This is a genomic window from Duffyella gerundensis, from assembly GCF_001517405.1.
Classification (GTDB): Bacteria; Pseudomonadota; Gammaproteobacteria; order Enterobacterales; family Enterobacteriaceae; genus Duffyella; species Duffyella gerundensis.
In genome coordinates, this window is the sequence record NZ_LN907827.1 from 1,395,223 (window position 1) to 1,412,100 (window position 16,878).

The following is a 16,878-nucleotide window of genomic DNA, read 5'->3' on the forward strand; positions in this document are numbered from 1 at the left end:
CCTTTATTCACATTATTCAGAACATACCGAGAAAGGTATTATTTCCAGTTAGTCCGTTTAGCGTTCTGTAATTTTTCATAAGCAGCCAGCAGAGACTGATGAGCTGGAAACGCTTTTAAATCATCATCAACGCTTTGCAAACCATAGAAAGCCTGTTCGCCGGTTAATGCTGCAGACGCCGCCTCAACAGCATCACTGCCGTACATGCGTAAAAATACCTGGTGATACTGTACCGGATCGCGCTCCTCTTCCTGGGCCAGCAGCAGCAGGGTCTGCAGGCAGCGATAATAGTTCGCCCGCTCAGGGGTAAAGACAGAGCTGTTGAACTCCATGGTCCATTCAGTCCAGATCAGTGCCTGCTCCAGATCGCCTCCCGCAAGAGCCAGCATCGCTTTCAATTCGCCCACGCGCAGGGTGTACCAGCCATTATCTTTGCCTGTCGCCATGCCGAGCAGTTCACGTACGCGTGTGAAATCGTCCATGCCATCATCATCCAGACGGCTAATCAGATCGAGATAGTCTTGCTTTTTCCACTGGCTGTCAGGCAGTGAAAGCAGAACGTCACGAAGATGCGCTCCCATGTTGTTGTTGGCCAATAACAGGTCATCGGCTGGATAGATGTCAGACATGCCGGGCACGATAATGCGGCAGGCGTAAACATCAAGATGCTGATAATCCGCGATATACACTTCCTGATCTTCTGCTTTGAAGATTGCCATCAGGGTGTTGAATTCCTCTTCAGTTGATCCGCTAAAGCTCCAGTCAACAAAGGGATAGTCTGCATCTTCTTTAAACAGATCCCAGGAAATAGAACCGCTGGAATCGATGAAGTGAGTTTCCAGATTGGCGTGATCGGCGATCTCTTCGTCATCAAAGGTTGGCGGCGTAAACACATCAAGATCTTTCAGACCACGTCCCTGCAGCAGTTCGGTCACCGTACGCTCCAGCGCCACACCAAAATCGGGGTGGGCGCCAAAAGAGGCAAAGCAGGTGCCATTGGCTGGATTGAGCAGCACAACGCATATCACCGGATAGTTGCCACCCAGTGAGGCATCATAAGAGAGGATAGGGAAGCCTTCAGCTTCCAGGCGGTCAATCGCTTCCACCACGCCCGGATAGCGGTTCAGTACCTCGGCCGGAATCAGTGGCAGGCTAATTGCTTCGGCAATAATGCGGTTTTTGATGTGACGTTCGAAGACTTCAGACAGGCCCTGAACGCGTGCTTCGTTGGCCGTATTGCCCGCTGACATACCGTTAGAAACATACAGGTTGCCGATGATGTTCATGGGGATATAAACCGTCTGCAGATCGGACTGACGGGTAAAAGGCAGTGCGCAGATGCCGCGCGCCGTATTGCCCGATTGCAGATCGATCAGATCGCTGGCGCTGAGCTCATTTTCCGGATCGTAGTAAGCCTGCAGGCGCGCATCCAGGATCCCCTCTGGCAGCGATTCATCGGCCGGCAGTGGAAACCATTTTTCATCGGGATAGTGCACAAAGTCGCCGTTCGCGATCGATTTGCCTAACCAAAAATCGGCAAAGAAATAGTTGGTTGATAAACGTTCGAAGTATTCACCCAACGCCGAGGCCAGCGCAGCTTTTTTGCTTGCCCCTTTACCGTTGGTGAAACAGAGCGGGCAATCACGGTCACGAATGTGCACGGACCAGACATGAGGAACAGGGTTGAGCCAAGAGGCTTCTTCAATCGTAAAGCCTAAATCCTGCAGTTTTTGCTGAAAACGCGCAATGGAGTCTTCCAGTGCCGCGTCTTTTCCGGGAATAAATGTTTGAGTCATGAGCCCGCTCTTAGGTGTGAGAAAAATGAAAGCGCGTAATGATACGGGTTTTGCCATTGTCCCGCCAATGAAAGCCGAGGCAGCATGGCAGGCGAGTAAGCTGGTTGCAGCCATTAAAGGCGCTTTATGTATGAAACCTCACAAAATATCGTGACCATTTACATCGGCAACATAAGCTTTTGCTGCGGCTTTTCCAAAAATGTGATCGTTACCTGATTAATCGTTGCAGCATCCAGGAGGCAGTGATAAAACCGATAGGATATGCATAACCGTTTTATATGACAGTGGTGAGGGGAAATGACGCAGATTTATAATTTTAGCTCCGGTCCAGCAATGCTGCCGGTTGAAGTGCTTCGTCGGGCTGAGCAAGAGCTCACAAACTGGAAAGGGCTCGGCACTTCAGTGATGGAGATTAGCCATCGCAGCAAGGAATTTATTCAGGTTGCACAAGAGGCTGAAAGCGACCTCCGTGATCTTCTTAAAATACCCGCCAATTACAAAGTTTTGTTCTGCCACGGCGGTGCCCGCGGCCAGTTTGCTGCGATTCCAGGTAACCTGCTGGGCAGTGCGGCTACCGCTGATTACGTTGACGGTGGATACTGGGCCCATAGCGCCATTCTGGAAGCGGAGAAGTTCTGCGCACCAAATGTGATTGATGTAAAAACGGTGCTGGATGGCAAGCGCGCTATTCTGCCAATGAGCCAGTGGCAGCTTTCTGATGACGCAGCCTACGTGCATTTCTGCCCTAACGAAACCATTGATGGTGTTGCCATTGCGGAACAACCTGCCTTCGGCAATAAAGTGGTTGTGGCCGATCTCTCTTCCACCATTTTATCCAGCCCGCTGGATATCAATCGCTATGGCGTTATTTACGCCGGTGCACAAAAAAATATTGGCCCTGCAGGATTGACCATCGTTATCGTGCGCGAGGACCTGCTTGGCAAAGCCCGCAAAGAAGTACCTTCTATCCTCGATTATAAAGTGCTTGCGGATAATGACTCTATGTTCAACACGCCGCCTACTTTTGCCTGGTATCTTTCTGGTCTGGTATTTAAATGGCTGAAAGAGCAGGGCGGCGTAGCAGAAATCGATCGCATTAATCAGCAAAAAGCCGACCTGCTGTATGGCGTTATTGATAAGAGCGATTTTTATCGTAATGACGTTGCTACATCCAACCGCTCGCGGATGAACGTGCCTTTTCAGTTAGCAGATGCTTCGCTGGATAAGCTGTTTCTTGATGAATCTTACGCGGCAGGACTGCATGCTCTGAAAGGCCATCGCGTGGTTGGCGGTATGCGCGCTTCTATCTACAATGCCATGCCGTTTGAGGGCGTCAAAACCCTGACCGATTTCATGATTGAGTTTGAACGTCGTCACGGTTAATTATCGCGTAAGCACCACTACGGAAACCTCATAACACCATGAGGTTTCCTTGCCGCTGAATTTATGGAGTAAAGGTTTCACATGCAGGACTCTCTAACGTTACAACCCATTGCGCATGTTGAGGGCACAGTTAATTTGCCTGGTTCGAAAAGCGTATCAAATCGCGCGTTGCTGCTTGCTGCCCTGGCATCAGGTACTACCAGGTTAACCAACCTGCTCGACAGCGATGATGTTAAACATATGCTCAATGCGCTTAAAGCGTTAGGCGTCAGCTACCAGCTTTCTACAGATCGCACCGTGTGCGAGGTTACGGGCTGTGGTGGACCTTTATTTTCAGAGCAGGCTCTGGAGCTTTTTCTGGGTAATGCCGGTACCGCGATGCGTCCATTGGCCGCGGCCTTATGCCTGGGTAAGAATGATATCGTGCTTACCGGCGAGCCGCGTATGAAAGAACGCCCAATTGGCCATCTGGTCGATGCATTACGCCAGGGCGGCGCGCAGATTGATTATCTGGAGCAAACGGATTATCCACCTTTGCGCCTGAAGGGCGGATTTACCGGCGGTAAGATAACTGTAGACGGCAGTGTCTCAAGTCAGTTTCTTACTGCATTGCTGATGACGTCACCTCTGGCAGAGAAAGATACACACATTGCCATCAAAGGCGATTTGGTTTCAAAGCCCTACATTGATATCACGCTCAAGCTGATGAAAACCTTCGGTGTGGATGTCCATAATGACCATTATCAGCACTTTACCATCGCTGGTGGGCAGCATTATTCAGCGCCCGGTGACTATCTGGTTGAGGGTGATGCGTCATCTGCTTCTTATTTTCTTGCTGCCGGGGCAATTAAAGGCGGCACGGTAAAAGTGACAGGTATCGGGCGTAATAGCGTACAGGGTGATATTCGCTTCGCTGACGTGCTGGAAAAAATGGGCGCAGTGATTGAGTGGGGTGATGACTACATTTCCTGTACTCGTAATACGCTGCAGGCGATCGATCTGGATATGAATCATATTCCGGATGCGGCGATGACCATTGCAACAACCGCACTGTTTGCGCAGGGCACCACCGTCATGCGCAATATTTATAACTGGCGAGTTAAAGAAACCGATCGCCTGTTTGCCATGGCGACAGAGCTACGTAAAGTGGGCGCTGAAGTAGAAGAAGGGCATGATTACATTCGTATCACGCCGCCCGCACAGCTAAAACACGCTGAAATTGGCACTTACAACGATCATCGCATGGCAATGTGTTTTGCTTTGGTTGCCTTATCCGATACGCCAGTTACCATCCTCGATCCCGGCTGCACGGCCAAAACCTTTCCTGATTACTTCGAGCGCCTGAAGTCTGTAAGCCAATCGGCGTAAAACTCCGTTGCCTGAAGATTTCTTCAGGCAAATTCCCTCTTTGATCACAATTACTCAGCTGAAAAATCTGATTATTTCTCTTCGGTCTATGCTTAAGGGTAACTATCCACGGGCAAGCTGCGTATAATGCCTGGCGAAAAGTCTGGCTAACAGGCAGTGACATAGGCATTAACAGGAGATCAAGATGGCGGTTGTTGCACCGGTTATCACCATTGACGGACCAAGTGGTGCAGGTAAAGGCACCTTGTGTAAAGCGATGGCGGAAGCGCTTCAGTGGCATTTGCTCGATTCAGGCGCTATTTACCGTGTGTTGGCGCTGGCTGCGCTGCATCATCAGGTTGACATCGAGTCTGAAGAAGCATTAGTGCCGATTGCTGCACATCTTGACGTGCGCTTTGTTTCTACTGATGGTGAGCTTGCGGTGATTCTGGAAGGAGAAAACGTCACCAGCGAAATCCGTACGCAGGAAGTGAGTAATGCAGCCTCAAAAGTCGCTGCTTTTCCACGGGTGCGTGAAGCACTTTTGCGCCGCCAGCGTGCATTTCGCGATCGTCCCGGTCTGATTGCCGATGGTCGCGATATGGGTACGGTGGTTTTCCCGGATGCTCCGGTAAAAATTTTCCTTGATGCCAGTCCGGAAGAGCGTGCCCGCCGCCGTATGCTACAGTTGCAGCAGAGCGGCATTGATGTTAACTTTGAGCGCCTTTTATCTGAGATAAAGGAACGCGATGACAGAGATCGTAATCGTTCTGTCGCGCCGTTAGTACCTGCTGCTGATGCACTTGTACTGGATTCGACCAGTATGCCAATCGAAGAGGTGATTGAAAAAACAATCGCTTATGCTCGCAGCAAGCTGGATATTTAGCATTAAGGTGCTGAAAAGAATAATTTAACCTTGTGCAATGGATTGTCGCGAGGCATGTGAAACAACCCCATCCGGCAGGAAGTCAGGTGGACGTTAAATTGAAGAATCCTGAAGATTATCAATATGACAGAATCTTTTGCTCAACTATTTGAAGAATCCCTGAAAGAAATCGAAACCCGCCCGGGTTCCATCGTTCGTGGCGTTGTTGTCTCTATCGACAAAGACGTTGTTCTGGTTGATGCGGGCCTGAAATCTGAATCTGCAATTCCTGCAGAGCAGTTCAAAAACGCAGCCGGCGAACTGGAAATCCAGGTTGGCGACGAAGTTGACGTTGCTCTGGATGCAGTTGAAGACGGCTTCGGTGAAACCCTGCTGTCCCGTGAAAAAGCTAAACGTCATGAAGCTTGGATCACGTTGGAAAAAGCTTACGAAGACGCTGAAACTGTTACCGGTGTTATCAACGGCAAAGTTAAAGGTGGCTTCACAGTTGAGCTCAACGGCATTCGTGCGTTCCTGCCTGGTTCACTGGTAGATGTGCGTCCGGTGCGCGATACGCTGCACCTGGAAGGCAAAGAGCTGGAATTCAAAGTAATCAAGCTGGACCAGAAGCGCAACAACGTTGTGGTTTCTCGCCGTGCGGTTATTGAATCTGAAAACAGCGCAGAGCGCGATCAGCTGCTGGAAAACCTGCAGGAAGGCATGGAAGTCAAAGGTATCGTTAAGAACCTGACTGACTACGGTGCATTCGTTGATCTGGGCGGCGTTGACGGCCTGCTGCACATTACTGATATGGCATGGAAACGCGTTAAGCATCCAAGCGAAATCGTGAATGTTGGCGATGAAATTACTGTTAAGGTGCTTAAGTTTGACCGTGAGCGCACCCGCGTATCTCTTGGCTTGAAACAGCTGGGCGAAGATCCATGGGTTGCTATCGCTAAGCGTTATCCGGAAAGCACTCGTCTTACCGGCCGCGTGACCAATCTGACTGATTACGGCTGCTTCGTAGAAATCGAAGAAGGCGTTGAAGGTCTGGTTCACGTATCTGAAATGGATTGGACTAACAAAAACATCCACCCGTCTAAAGTTGTTAACGTAGGCGATGTGGTTGAAGTGATGGTTCTGGATATCGACGAAGAACGTCGTCGTATCTCTCTGGGCCTGAAACAGTGTAAATCTAACCCATGGCAGCAGTTTGCTGAGACCCACAACAAGGGCGACCGTGTTGAAGGTAAAATCAAGTCAATCACTGACTTTGGTATCTTCATCGGCCTGGACGGCGGCATCGACGGCCTGGTTCACCTGTCTGACATCTCCTGGAACGCAACCGGAGAAGAAGCAGTACGTGAATACAAAAAAGGCGACGAAATCGCAGCTGTGGTTCTGCAGGTTGACGCAGAGCGCGAGCGCATCTCCCTTGGCGTTAAACAACTGGCTGAAGACCCGTTCAACAACTACATCTCTCTGAACAAGAAAGGTGCCATTGTTAACGGTAAAGTGACAGCAGTTGACGCTAAAGGTGCTACAGTTGAATTAGCTGATGGCGTTGAAGGTTACCTGCGCGCTTCAGAAGCTTCACGCGACCGCGTTGAAGACGCAACTCTGGTTCTGAACGTTGGCGACGACGTTGAAGCGAAATTTACCGGTGTTGATCGTAAAAACCGCGTAGTTAGCCTGTCTGTTCGTGCAAAAGACGAAGCTGATGAGAAAGATGCAATCGCTACTGTTAACAACAAACAGGAAGAAAGCAACTTCTCCAGCGCTATGGCTGAAGCGTTCAAAGCGGCTAAAGGCGAGTAATCGACCTGATATTCAGGGCAGCGTTGTTGCCCTGGATATGACAGAACGCTGTCAAACCTTTTCCATTAAGGATTAACCGGAGGATTTATGACCAAGTCAGAATTGATTGAACGACTTGCTGGCCAGCACACTCATATTCCGGCGAAAGTCGTTGAGGATGCGGTCAAAGAAATGCTGGAGCACATGGCCACCACACTGGCACAGGGTGAACGCATTGAAATCCGGGGATTCGGCAGCTTCTCTTTGCACTATCGCGCTCCTCGTACCGGTCGTAATCCTAAGACCGGCGACAAGGTTGAGCTTGAGGGAAAATACGTACCTCATTTTAAACCGGGTAAAGAGTTACGCGATCGCGCAAATATACATGGTCAATGATTCCTGACGAATCCGTTAAAACGACACTCCGGTGTCGTTTTTTTTGGTTTTTTTCTGTCTTCTCAGCATGGTTTTTTTCATAACGCTTCACACAATTCTGCTCATCACTGTAATCCTTTCCCTGTCTTCTGAAGCCATATAACAAACAAGAAATTTGCTCATCGCATTGCAACGAACCAAAGCCGAAAGTAGGCGAGACGTTGCCGGGAGCACTTATGAACCTATCGCTTAACCAGTTGGCCATTTTAACTATTATCGCTGCCTTACCCTTGTTGCTCTTGCCGGAATTGCCGTCGCGCAGCACTATTCTCGCTCTGACAGCTTTCGCTATAGTTTGCGCAGTAATGCCATTGCGAAACATAACGCTGTTAGCTTTAGTGGTTTTGATGCTGTGTTGGATGCTCTGGTCAGCGCGCGGTGCCCTGTGGCAAGTTGAAAACTATAGCCAGAATATTTTGCCGGCGCGGGTGGTCGTCGATCGGGTTACGCCTGACGGCAAACGAGCCCAGGTACGATTGCTCACCGTGCATGAAAGATGGGTTTTTCCGCCTGTCTATGCCAGCGTTGCGTTACCAAAACAGGGTCACGTTTATTGCGCCGGACAACGCTGGCAGATGAGACTTAAATTAAGGCCGGTCCACAGCCAGCTTAATGAAGGTCACTTCGATCAGCAGCGTTATGCATTGGCTAATCACCATGCATTGCAGGGGCACGTCATGTCAGCCAGCATGATTGATGAAAATTGCTCCATACGCAGCCAATTTCTGACAAATACACAATCGGTATATCAACATCTGCCATGGAGCGGCGTACTGACTGCGCTGGCGTTCGGTGAACGCGGTGAGCTAAGCGCAGAGCTAAGCAAGCTTTTCCGTGAAACAGGCACCGCACATTTGATGGCAATATCAGGCATGCATATTGGCCTTGCTGCAGGTTTTGGCTGGATTCTGGCGCGCGGCTTGCAATTTCTTCTGCCTGCGAAATGGATTGGGCACCTTTTCCCACTGGCGATCACGCTGCTGGTTGCAGGCCTCTATACCTGGCTTTCGGGCGCTCATCCGCCAGCGCAACGCGCAATGCTGGCCTTGCTGTTATGGACGGCCATCCGGGTTAGCGGCAAAAATTGGCATGGCTGGCACATCTGGAATCTTTGTATTGCAGCATTACTTTTGCTCGACCCGCTGATGATTTTGTCGGAGAGCTTTTGGCTCTCAGCTTTTGCCGTAGCGGCGCTGATTGCCTGGTATCAATGGTTTCCTTTGCCTGAGTCTTTATCGCAGGGCATAAAAAGCTATCCGTTAAAGTTGCTGCATTTGCAGGCGGGCATGATGATTTTGATGCTCCCGGTTCAGGCCTGGGTTTTCTCTGGCCTCAGTCTCAGTGCATTACCGGCCAATCTGATGGCAATACCCGTTATCTCCTTACTGACGGTGCCACTGATTCTGCTGGCTTTGGCTCTGCCTTTCTCGCCGATAGAGGAGATGCTCTGGTGGCTGGCAGATCGTTCTGTTGCTGCGGTTATTTTATGCTTGCGCGCGTTTCCTTCAGGCTGGTTAGCCATTGAAGATGCGCTGCTAATGTTAATCTGCTTGCCGCTGGCAGCGCTGATAGTGTGGCGTTTTGGCTGGTGGCGTCATGCACCATTAAGCCTGGCTGGCTGCTGCTGTGCGCTGGCAATATGGCGCCTGACGATACCCAAGCCGGAATGGCGAGTGGATATGCTGGATGTCGGTCATGGTCTGGCAATCGTCATCTCTAAGCAAGGCAAAGCGATACTTTACGATACGGGCAATCGCTGGCTGACCTCAAATGCAGGCGAGCGCATTATCATTCCCTGGCTGGAGCGCAAAGGATTACAACCGGAGTGGATCATTCTGAGCCATGGACATCTTGATCACACCGGAGGGCTGCAGGCGATACAGCAACGCTGGCCAGATATCTCTGTCCGCAGCGCATTAGCGCATGATCGGCATTTTCCCTGTCATGCAGGCGAAAGCTGGCAGTGGTATCAGCTCAACTTTTCCGTATTGTGGCCACGCACCTCATCGACGTCGGGTGGGAATAATGATTCCTGTGTGGTGCGAATTGACGATGGAAGAACCGCGATACTGCTGACCGGCGATATTGAGCATGAGGCAGAACTCGCGCTGCTGGCTGCACATCGGCATCAGTTACGGGCAGATATCCTTCAGGTTCCACACCATGGCAGCAGTACTTCTTCGGTGGCGCCGCTGTTACGTGCGGTCGCGGGAAAGGCGGCGTTAACATCGGTGGCCCGCTATAACGCCTGGCGTATGCCGTCCCGACAGGTTATCGAACGCTACCAGCAAAATGGCTATGCAGCATATGACACTGCAACAGAAGGACAGATAAGTGTGCAAATAACCAGCAATGGCTGGCAGGTTTTGGGTTTCAGAACGCATTTATTGCCTCGATGGTACCATCAGTGGTTTGGCGTCCCCCGTGATTCCAGGTAGAATGAGCGGCTATTTCAAACAATGCTGGTTAAACAATGCATCAAGACAAAGACTTATCAACCTGGCAGACTTTTCGCCGTCTCTGGCCAATGATCGCACCGCACAAAGGCGGGCTGTTCGTGGCAGCCGTAGCGCTTGTCCTTAACGCTGCTGGCGACACGTTAATGCTGTCACTGTTGAAGCCGTTACTTGATGATGGTTTCGGTAAGGCTGATAAATCCGTGCTGATTTGGATGCCGCTGGTAGTGATGGGGTTAATGCTGATTCGTGGCGTTACCAGCTATGTCTCCAGTTACTGTATCTCGTGGGTGTCTGGCAATGTGGTGATGAACATGCGTCGTCGCCTGTTTAGCCATATGATGGGCATGCCGGTGGCGTTTTTCGATCAGCAATCCACAGGTACGCTGCTGTCGAGAATTACCTATGATTCTGAACAGGTAGCGTCATCGTCGTCGAGCGCGCTGGTAACGGTAGTCCGTGAGGGCGCGTCGATTATCGGCCTGTTTATTATGATGTTTTACTATAGCTGGCAGCTGTCGCTGATCCTGATTGTGCTGGCACCGGTTGTGTCATTTGCCATCCGCATGGTCTCTAAGCGTTTCCGCAGCATCTCCAAAGTGATGCAGAACACCATGGGCCAGGTGACGACCAGCGCTGAGCAGATGCTGAAAGGGCATAAAGAGGTGCTGATCTTTGGCGGTCAGGATATTGAAACCAAACGTTTCGATCATGTCAGCAACCGCATGCGCCAGCAGGGCATGAAGCTGGTTTCTGCCTCATCAATTTCCGATCCGATTATTCAGCTTATCGCGTCGCTGGCGCTGGCCTTTGTACTTTATGCGGCTAGCTTCCCCTCAGTGATGGAGAACCTGACCGCCGGTACCATTACCGTGGTGTTCTCTTCTATGATCGCGCTGATGCGTCCGTTGAAGTCGTTGACTAACGTTAACGCCCAGTTCCAGCGCGGTATGGCAGCATGTCAGACGCTGTTTTCTATTCTGGACAGCGAGCAGGAAGTGGATAACGGCACACGTCAGGTTGAGCGGGCCGAAGGCAATATCCAGTTTAACAACGTTACTTTCACTTATCCGGGCCGCGAGATTCCTGCGCTGCGCAACATCAACCTGTCGATTCCGGCAGGAAAAACGGTGGCGCTGGTGGGTCGATCTGGTTCAGGTAAATCGACCATCGCCAGCCTGTTGACGCGTTTCTACGACATCCAGCAGGGCGAAATCCTGATCGATGGTCATGATTTGCGTGAATATACGCTGCGTTCGTTACGTAATCAGGTGGCGTTGGTCTCGCAAAACGTCCATCTGTTTAATGACACCATTGCCAATAACATCGCCTATGCCCGCAGTGAGCAATATAGCCGCGAGGAGATTGAACGCGCGGCAACCATGGCGCATGCCATGGACTTTATCAAGAAGATGGATAAAGGACTGGATACGGTAATCGGTGAAAATGGCGTGCTGCTCTCTGGCGGCCAGCGTCAGCGTATTGCTATTGCGCGCGCACTGCTGCGCGACAGTCCGATTCTGATTCTGGATGAGGCGACCTCGGCGCTGGATACTGAATCTGAACGTGCTATTCAGTCGGCGCTGGATGAACTGCAAAAGAACCGTACGTCGCTGGTCATTGCCCACCGCCTTTCAACCATTGAAAAAGCGGATGAGATCGTGGTAGTGGAAGATGGTCAAATCATTGAGCGAGGTACGCACAGCGAACTGCTTGAGCAGGGCGGTGCCTATGCACAATTGCATAAAATGCAGTTTGGCCAATGATTGAGCGCATCTGGAGCGGCCGCTCACCGTTGTATCTGCTGCTGCTGCCGTTAAGCCTGCTTTATGGCATAGTGAGCTGCTTCATTCGGCTCACTTACCAACGCGGCTGGCGCAAAAGCTGGCGCGCACCGGTGCCAGTGGTGGTGGTGGGTAACCTCACTGCCGGCGGCAACGGCAAAACGCCGGTGGTGATTTGGCTGGTTCAGGCGTTGCAACAGCAGGGCCTGCGTCCTGGCGTGGTGTCGCGTGGTTATGGTGGCAAAGCAGAGCGCTATCCGCTGTTGCTGGATGCCAGCACCACCACTGACACCGCAGGTGATGAGCCCGTGCTGATTTTTCAACGCACGGGTGCGCCAGTTGCCGTGGCACCGCAGCGTTCAGCGGCGGTGCAGGCGTTACTGGCAGAGCATGCGCTTGACGTGATCATCACCGATGATGGGCTGCAGCACTATGCGTTACAGCGCGATATCGAAATTGTTGTCATTGATGGCGTACGCCGCTTTGGCAACGGCTGGTGGCTGCCCGCCGGTCCGATGCGCGAACGCGCGGACAGATTAGCGGAAGTAGATGCCATCATCGTTAATGGTGGCGAGGCGGCTGGCAATGAAATCGCCATGTCACTGGCCGTCAGCCATGCGGTGAACCTGTTGGACGGCACAACGCGTGCGGTATCCGCGTTAGCGCCCGCGGTGGCGATGGCGGGAATCGGTCATCCACCGCGGTTTTTTACCACGCTGCGCAATCACGGATTAACACCACAGGCAGAGATCGCCTTCGCCGATCATCATGCTTATGATGAAGCAGAGCTGGCTGCGTTAACATCAGAGGATCAGATGCTGGTGATGACGGAAAAAGATGCGGTGAAATGCCGCCACTTTGCCAGAGCAAACTGGTGGTATGTGCCGGTAGATGCTCAGTTAAGTGAAGCACCGTCATCGGCACTCATAAGCGCTATCGTTAAGCGTTGCCATCCACACTGAACGACAGACCGGTAGCGTTCCGGCTGCATCGTTCACCCGTATTGAGGAGAGCCAGTGATTAACCTTTCTCTGAAAACGGCGCGTAATCTGCAGCTCGCGGCGCAAGGCCTGTTGCATCCTGCCGACGAAGCAGCAACTCCAGAACGTCTGCTGGCGGCAATCCGCAAAATGTCCCTGTTGCAAATCGATACTATCCATGTTGTGGCCCGTAGCCCCTGGCTGGTGCTTTTCAGCCGCATCGGCAGCTTTCCGCTCTCCTGGCTGGAACAGGCACTTCGTGACGGCGCGCTGTTTGAATATTGGGCGCATGAAGCCTGCTTTATTCCCATCGAAGATTATCCACTGCTCCGTCATCGCATGTTATCGCCAGCATCGCTGGGCTGGAAATTCAGCGCTGACTGGATGCAGACCCATCAAACGGAGATTGCCGATCTGTTGGCCCACATTGAGCAGGCTGGTCCGGTCCGCGCTGCTGACTTTGCCGCACCGTCTCAGCAAAAGGCAGGCTGGTGGGCATGGAAACCGCATAAGCGTCATCTGGAGAATCTGTTTACCGCTGGTGAACTGATGATTAGCGAGCGACGAAATTTTCAGCGCGTCTATGATCTTCGCCAGCGCGTGCTGCCTGGCTGGCATGACGACCGCATGCTGAGTGAAACCGAGGCGGTCGAGCAGATGTTACGCAACAGCGCCAACAGTCTGGGGATTTTTCGCCCCGAATGGTTAGCCGATTATTATCGTCTGAAAAAAGTTGCGGTCAGAGAGGTGATAGCGCGCTGGCTGGAGCAGGGGTTTATTGTCGCCTGCAACATAGAAACACTGGGCACACTTTATCTGCATCATGTGCTGCTGCCTCTACTGGAGCAGCAGCTGGAAGCGACACACAGCACGGTACTTTCCCCTTTCGATCCTTTAGTGTGGCATCGCAAGCGTGCGCTGGAGCTGTTTGATTTTGACTATCGCCTGGAGTGTTATACGCCGGAAGCGAAGCGCCGTTATGGCTATTTTGTTCTGCCGATATTGCTGCGTGGCGAGCTGAAAGCGCGAATGGATGCCAAAATGATTCGCAAGAGCGGCGTATTGCAGATTAAAAATCTGTGGCTTGAACCTGGCGTACCAGCAACCGCCGCACTCTGCGCCGATTTAAAAGGCGCTATAGATCATTGCGCGCGCTGGCAGGGTGCAGACTCTGTTCAGTGCGATAATCTGCCCGTGGCGTTGACGCCGCGCTGGCAACCGGTCTGGTCGCTTACTGCGTGATCCACTCTGCTAATGACATTGTGATATGCTCACCGCACTGGCGAATCGGTCCGTAACGGAGGAAATATGGATCACCGTTTACTACAAATTGTGGCTTGTCCGGTATGCAACGGCAAACTGTACTACAACAACGAACAGCAGGAACTTATCTGTAAACCTGACGGCCTGGCATTCCCGGTGCGTGAAGGCATTCCGGTTCTGCTGGAAAATGAAGCGCGTGCGCTGACCATGGAAGAGAGCCATCCATGAGTTTCGTTGCCATTATTCCGGCACGTTACGCTTCAACGCGGCTGCCGGGTAAACCGCTGGTCGATATCAACGGTTTGCCGATGGTTTTGCACGTGATGCAGAGAGCAAAAGAGTCGGGGGCAGAGCAGGTTATTGTTGCCACCGATCATGCCGATGTCGCTGCAGCAGTGGAGGCGGCGGGAGGCGAAGTGTGCATGACCCGCGCCGATCATCAGTCAGGCACCGAGCGTCTGGCCGAGGTGATTGACCGCTACGGTTTTGCCGATGACAAAATCATTGTCAACGTGCAGGGCGATGAGCCGATGATTCCACCGACTATCATTCGTCAGGTAGCAAACAATCTTGCCAGCGCGGCAGCAGGAATGGCCACGCTGGCCGTGCCGATCGTCAGCGCAGAAGAAGCGTTTAATCCTAACGCGGTAAAAGTGGTCACCGACGCGGCCGGTTATGCGCTCTATTTTTCCCGTGCGGCCATTCCCTGGGAACGTGAGCGTTTTGCCGTCTCACGTGAAGAGATCGGCGATACCTTTTTACGTCATATTGGCATTTACGCCTACCGCGCCGGCTTTATCCGCCGCTACGTGACCTGGCAGCCCAGCAAGCTGGAGCAGATTGAGCTGCTGGAGCAACTGCGGGTGTTGTGGTACGGCGAAAAGATTCATGTTGATGTTGCGCATGAGGTGCCGAGCGCTGGTGTCGATACGCCAGAGGATCTGGCGCGTGTACGCCAGGCGATGCAGTAATCCGTTCAGAGGACCATTCGGTCCTCTTTTCTCATCAGGATTTGATGTCAGACGATGATTCCTCCGGCAAGTACGTTCATGATAACGACTCTGGTCAGTTAAAGGAGCCTGTTATGGAACAACTGCGCACAGAGCTGACGCTGGTGTTAGGCGAGCCGGTCGGTCGGCTTGAACATATCAGCGAGCAAGGACAGGCGAGCCTGTTTGCCCTTTATGACGATGCGGGGCAGGCAATGCCACTGGTGGCTAAATATTTTCGGCGGCAGGGCCTGGCGGCACAGGAAGCCGCCAAACTGTCGATGCTGGGTCGCGAAAGCGCGATAAAAGTGCCGGCGGTATATGGCGTGGTCATCAGCCAGCAGCAACCACGGCATGAAGTTTTACTGCTGGAGCGGTTACGTGGCGTTCCGGTTGAGGCGCCCGCACGCACGCCGCAGCGTGCTCAACAACTGGAGCAGCAGATTGTGGAATGCCTGCATGCCTGGCACAGTATCGACAGCCAGGGCGTGGTGGGCGCCGTTGACAGTACGCAACAGAACAGCTGGAGCAACTGGTATCAGCAGTATGTTGAAGTGCTCTGGGCAACGCTGGGCTGGCTTGCGCTACCCGGATTAACCGCGGAAGATCGGCATTTGCTGCTGCGTTGCCGTCAGCAACTGCCCAGGCTATTTAATGATTTCGCGGCGCGCTGCGTGCTGGTGCATGGCAATCTATCGCTGCAAAACCTGATCAAAGATCCCCGTTCCGATCGGCTTATTGCCGTTGTTCATCCTGGCCCGATACTGTGGGCGCCCCGGGAGTTTGAAATGTCAAAGCTGAGTGAAACCGGCGCAGCCGAGTCACTGATGTTTGCTTCGCTGCGCCATCAGCCGGCCGACGAGGGTTTTATCTGGCGACGCTGGCTCTATCTACTCTGGGAAACCGTAGCAGAAGCGATTGCGGGCATGCCGCTGAACCGCCCGCGGTTTGATCATGCTGCGCACCAGCTATTGCCGTGGCTCAATTAACGTACTCTCTTCTCCATGAAGCCGCTGCCACAGCCGCCCCAGCGTTTCATACCAGGCGCGATCGCTGTGGCCCAACCATACCGGCGACGGAATCGCCTTTTCCCATGGATTCAGCGGTGAAGTAATCGCCAGCTGATTGGCGGGAGCCACGATCGGCTGCAATCCCTGCGCGTAAAAAAAGCCCAGCGCACGCGGCATATGGTTAGCTGAGGTGATCAACATGAAAGGATGCTGGCCAATGTACTGCTTTACCGCCTCAGCTTCATGCGCGGTATCCCGTGGCCGATCGAGCATGATAGTGGCATCGGCAGGGACGCCGAGAGATTGTGCCACCTGCGCGGCAACGCGCGCGCTGCTCATCGGATTCTGGCCAGCGGCCGCACCGGTGAAGATCATGCGAGCACCCGGATTACGTCGCCACTGGCGCACTCCTTCAACCACGCGTGGCAAACTGTTGCTGATTAAATTTGAACCAGGCGCCCAGTCGGGATTAAAAGTATAGCCACCGCCCAGCACCACAATGTAATCCACCTTTTCGCTGCCGTTCCATGTCGGATAGCGGTTTTCCAGCGGTAATAGCAGCCGATCGGCAACCGGTTGCAGGCTCAGCAGCAGTAACAGCAGCCATGAAGCAGAGAGCAGGATTTTGCCGGTTTTTTGCCAGCGAGAGAACCAAAGCAATAAAATGGCGATTGCCATCAGCAGCAGCAGAAACGGCAACGGTAGTAACAGTCCACCCACCACCTTTTTTAAGGTAAAAAACATCGATTTCCGCTTCCTTTTGTCCGAAAAAA

Annotated in this window: 14 protein-coding genes; 12 read left to right on the plus strand and 2 right to left on the minus strand. The window is 52.4% G+C overall.

Features of this window, described 5'->3' with window-relative positions; translation table 11 throughout:
* Window positions 1–38: 38 nt before the first annotated feature.
* A complete protein-coding gene (gene ycaO / locus EM595_RS06400; RefSeq protein ID WP_067429204.1) occupies window positions 39–1,796 on the minus strand; it encodes a 30S ribosomal protein S12 methylthiotransferase accessory factor YcaO in 1,758 nt (585 codons plus the stop codon).
* Between the two features lie 297 nt (window positions 1,797–2,093).
* Between ycaO and serC the strand changes: the two genes are divergently transcribed.
* From serC to EM595_RS06460, 12 genes are all read left to right on the plus strand, one after another.
* The gene (serC, locus tag EM595_RS06405; protein ID WP_067429207.1) at window positions 2,094–3,179 is read left to right on the plus strand and encodes a 3-phosphoserine/phosphohydroxythreonine transaminase; all 1,086 of its coding nucleotides are present in this window, start codon (window positions 2,094–2,096) and stop codon (window positions 3,177–3,179) included.
* 81 nt (window positions 3,180–3,260) lie between these two features.
* Window positions 3,261–4,547 (plus strand): 3-phosphoshikimate 1-carboxyvinyltransferase, encoded by a 1,287-nt coding sequence (gene aroA / locus EM595_RS06410; RefSeq protein ID WP_067429212.1) that lies wholly within the window; start codon window positions 3,261–3,263, stop codon window positions 4,545–4,547.
* Window positions 4,548–4,731: 184 nt separating this feature from the next.
* Window positions 4,732–5,412 (plus strand): (d)CMP kinase, encoded by a 681-nt coding sequence (gene cmk / locus EM595_RS06415; RefSeq protein ID WP_067429214.1) that lies wholly within the window; start codon window positions 4,732–4,734, stop codon window positions 5,410–5,412.
* 123 nt (window positions 5,413–5,535) lie between these two features.
* On the plus strand, window positions 5,536–7,209 hold the full coding sequence (rpsA, locus tag EM595_RS06420) for a 30S ribosomal protein S1 (RefSeq protein WP_067429216.1): 1,674 nt from the start codon (window positions 5,536–5,538) through the stop codon (window positions 7,207–7,209).
* A gap of 87 nt (window positions 7,210–7,296) precedes the next feature.
* A complete protein-coding gene (ihfB, locus tag EM595_RS06425) occupies window positions 7,297–7,584 on the plus strand; it encodes an integration host factor subunit beta (RefSeq protein ID WP_067429218.1) in 288 nt (95 codons plus the stop codon).
* Window positions 7,585–7,784: 200 nt separating this feature from the next.
* Window positions 7,785–10,061, plus strand: coding sequence for a ComEC family protein (locus EM595_RS06430; RefSeq protein ID WP_231938718.1), 2,277 nt, complete (start codon window positions 7,785–7,787; stop codon window positions 10,059–10,061).
* A gap of 35 nt (window positions 10,062–10,096) precedes the next feature.
* Window positions 10,097–11,845, plus strand: a complete 1,749-nt coding sequence (gene msbA / locus EM595_RS06435; protein WP_067429222.1) for a lipid A ABC transporter ATP-binding protein/permease MsbA — start codon at window positions 10,097–10,099, stop codon at window positions 11,843–11,845.
* Window positions 11,842–12,825 carry a tetraacyldisaccharide 4'-kinase gene (lpxK, locus tag EM595_RS06440; RefSeq protein ID WP_067429225.1) on the plus strand — a complete coding sequence of 328 codons (984 nt, stop codon included), beginning with the start codon at window positions 11,842–11,844 and terminating at the stop codon, window positions 12,823–12,825. The genes msbA and lpxK overlap by 4 nt, the downstream gene beginning before the upstream one ends.
* A gap of 54 nt (window positions 12,826–12,879) precedes the next feature.
* The gene (locus tag EM595_RS06445; RefSeq protein ID WP_067429228.1) at window positions 12,880–14,085 is read left to right on the plus strand and encodes a winged helix-turn-helix domain-containing protein; all 1,206 of its coding nucleotides are present in this window, start codon (window positions 12,880–12,882) and stop codon (window positions 14,083–14,085) included.
* 66 nt (window positions 14,086–14,151) lie between these two features.
* Window positions 14,152–14,334 (plus strand): Trm112 family protein, encoded by a 183-nt coding sequence (locus EM595_RS06450; protein ID WP_067429231.1) that lies wholly within the window; start codon window positions 14,152–14,154, stop codon window positions 14,332–14,334.
* Window positions 14,331–15,077 (plus strand): 3-deoxy-manno-octulosonate cytidylyltransferase, encoded by a 747-nt coding sequence (kdsB, locus tag EM595_RS06455; protein WP_067429234.1) that lies wholly within the window; start codon window positions 14,331–14,333, stop codon window positions 15,075–15,077. The genes EM595_RS06450 and kdsB overlap by 4 nt, the downstream gene beginning before the upstream one ends.
* A gap of 113 nt (window positions 15,078–15,190) precedes the next feature.
* Window positions 15,191–16,084 carry a phosphotransferase gene (locus EM595_RS06460; RefSeq protein ID WP_067429236.1) on the plus strand — a complete coding sequence of 298 codons (894 nt, stop codon included), beginning with the start codon at window positions 15,191–15,193 and terminating at the stop codon, window positions 16,082–16,084.
* Here the strand turns inward: EM595_RS06460 and elyC are convergent.
* Entirely contained in the window at window positions 16,064–16,849 is a 786-nt protein-coding gene (gene elyC / locus EM595_RS06465) for an envelope biogenesis factor ElyC (protein WP_067429238.1), read from the minus strand. The genes EM595_RS06460 and elyC overlap by 21 nt on opposite strands.
* Window positions 16,850–16,878: the final 29 nt, after the last annotated feature.

Excerpts from the sequence above, each read along its gene's own strand:
- elyC (WP_067429238.1), bottom strand. The coding sequence starts at position 16,849 with ATGTTTTTTACCTTAAAAAAGGTGGTGGGTGGACTGTTACTACCGTTG.
- cmk (WP_067429214.1), top strand. The coding sequence starts at position 4,732 with ATGGCGGTTGTTGCACCGGTTATCACCATTGACGGACCAAGTGGTGCA.
- msbA (WP_067429222.1), top strand. The coding sequence starts at position 10,097 with ATGCATCAAGACAAAGACTTATCAACCTGGCAGACTTTTCGCCGTCTC.
- rpsA (WP_067429216.1), top strand. The coding sequence starts at position 5,536 with ATGACAGAATCTTTTGCTCAACTATTTGAAGAATCCCTGAAAGAAATC.
- aroA (WP_067429212.1), top strand. The coding sequence starts at position 3,261 with ATGCAGGACTCTCTAACGTTACAACCCATTGCGCATGTTGAGGGCACA.
- EM595_RS06450 (WP_067429231.1), top strand. The coding sequence starts at position 14,152 with ATGGATCACCGTTTACTACAAATTGTGGCTTGTCCGGTATGCAACGGC.
- serC (WP_067429207.1), top strand. The coding sequence starts at position 2,094 with ATGACGCAGATTTATAATTTTAGCTCCGGTCCAGCAATGCTGCCGGTT.
- EM595_RS06460 (WP_067429236.1), top strand. The coding sequence starts at position 15,191 with ATGGAACAACTGCGCACAGAGCTGACGCTGGTGTTAGGCGAGCCGGTC.
- kdsB (WP_067429234.1), top strand. The coding sequence starts at position 14,331 with ATGAGTTTCGTTGCCATTATTCCGGCACGTTACGCTTCAACGCGGCTG.
- lpxK (WP_067429225.1), top strand. The coding sequence starts at position 11,842 with ATGATTGAGCGCATCTGGAGCGGCCGCTCACCGTTGTATCTGCTGCTG.
- ycaO (WP_067429204.1), bottom strand. The coding sequence starts at position 1,796 with ATGACTCAAACATTTATTCCCGGAAAAGACGCGGCACTGGAAGACTCC.
- ihfB (WP_067429218.1), top strand. The coding sequence starts at position 7,297 with ATGACCAAGTCAGAATTGATTGAACGACTTGCTGGCCAGCACACTCAT.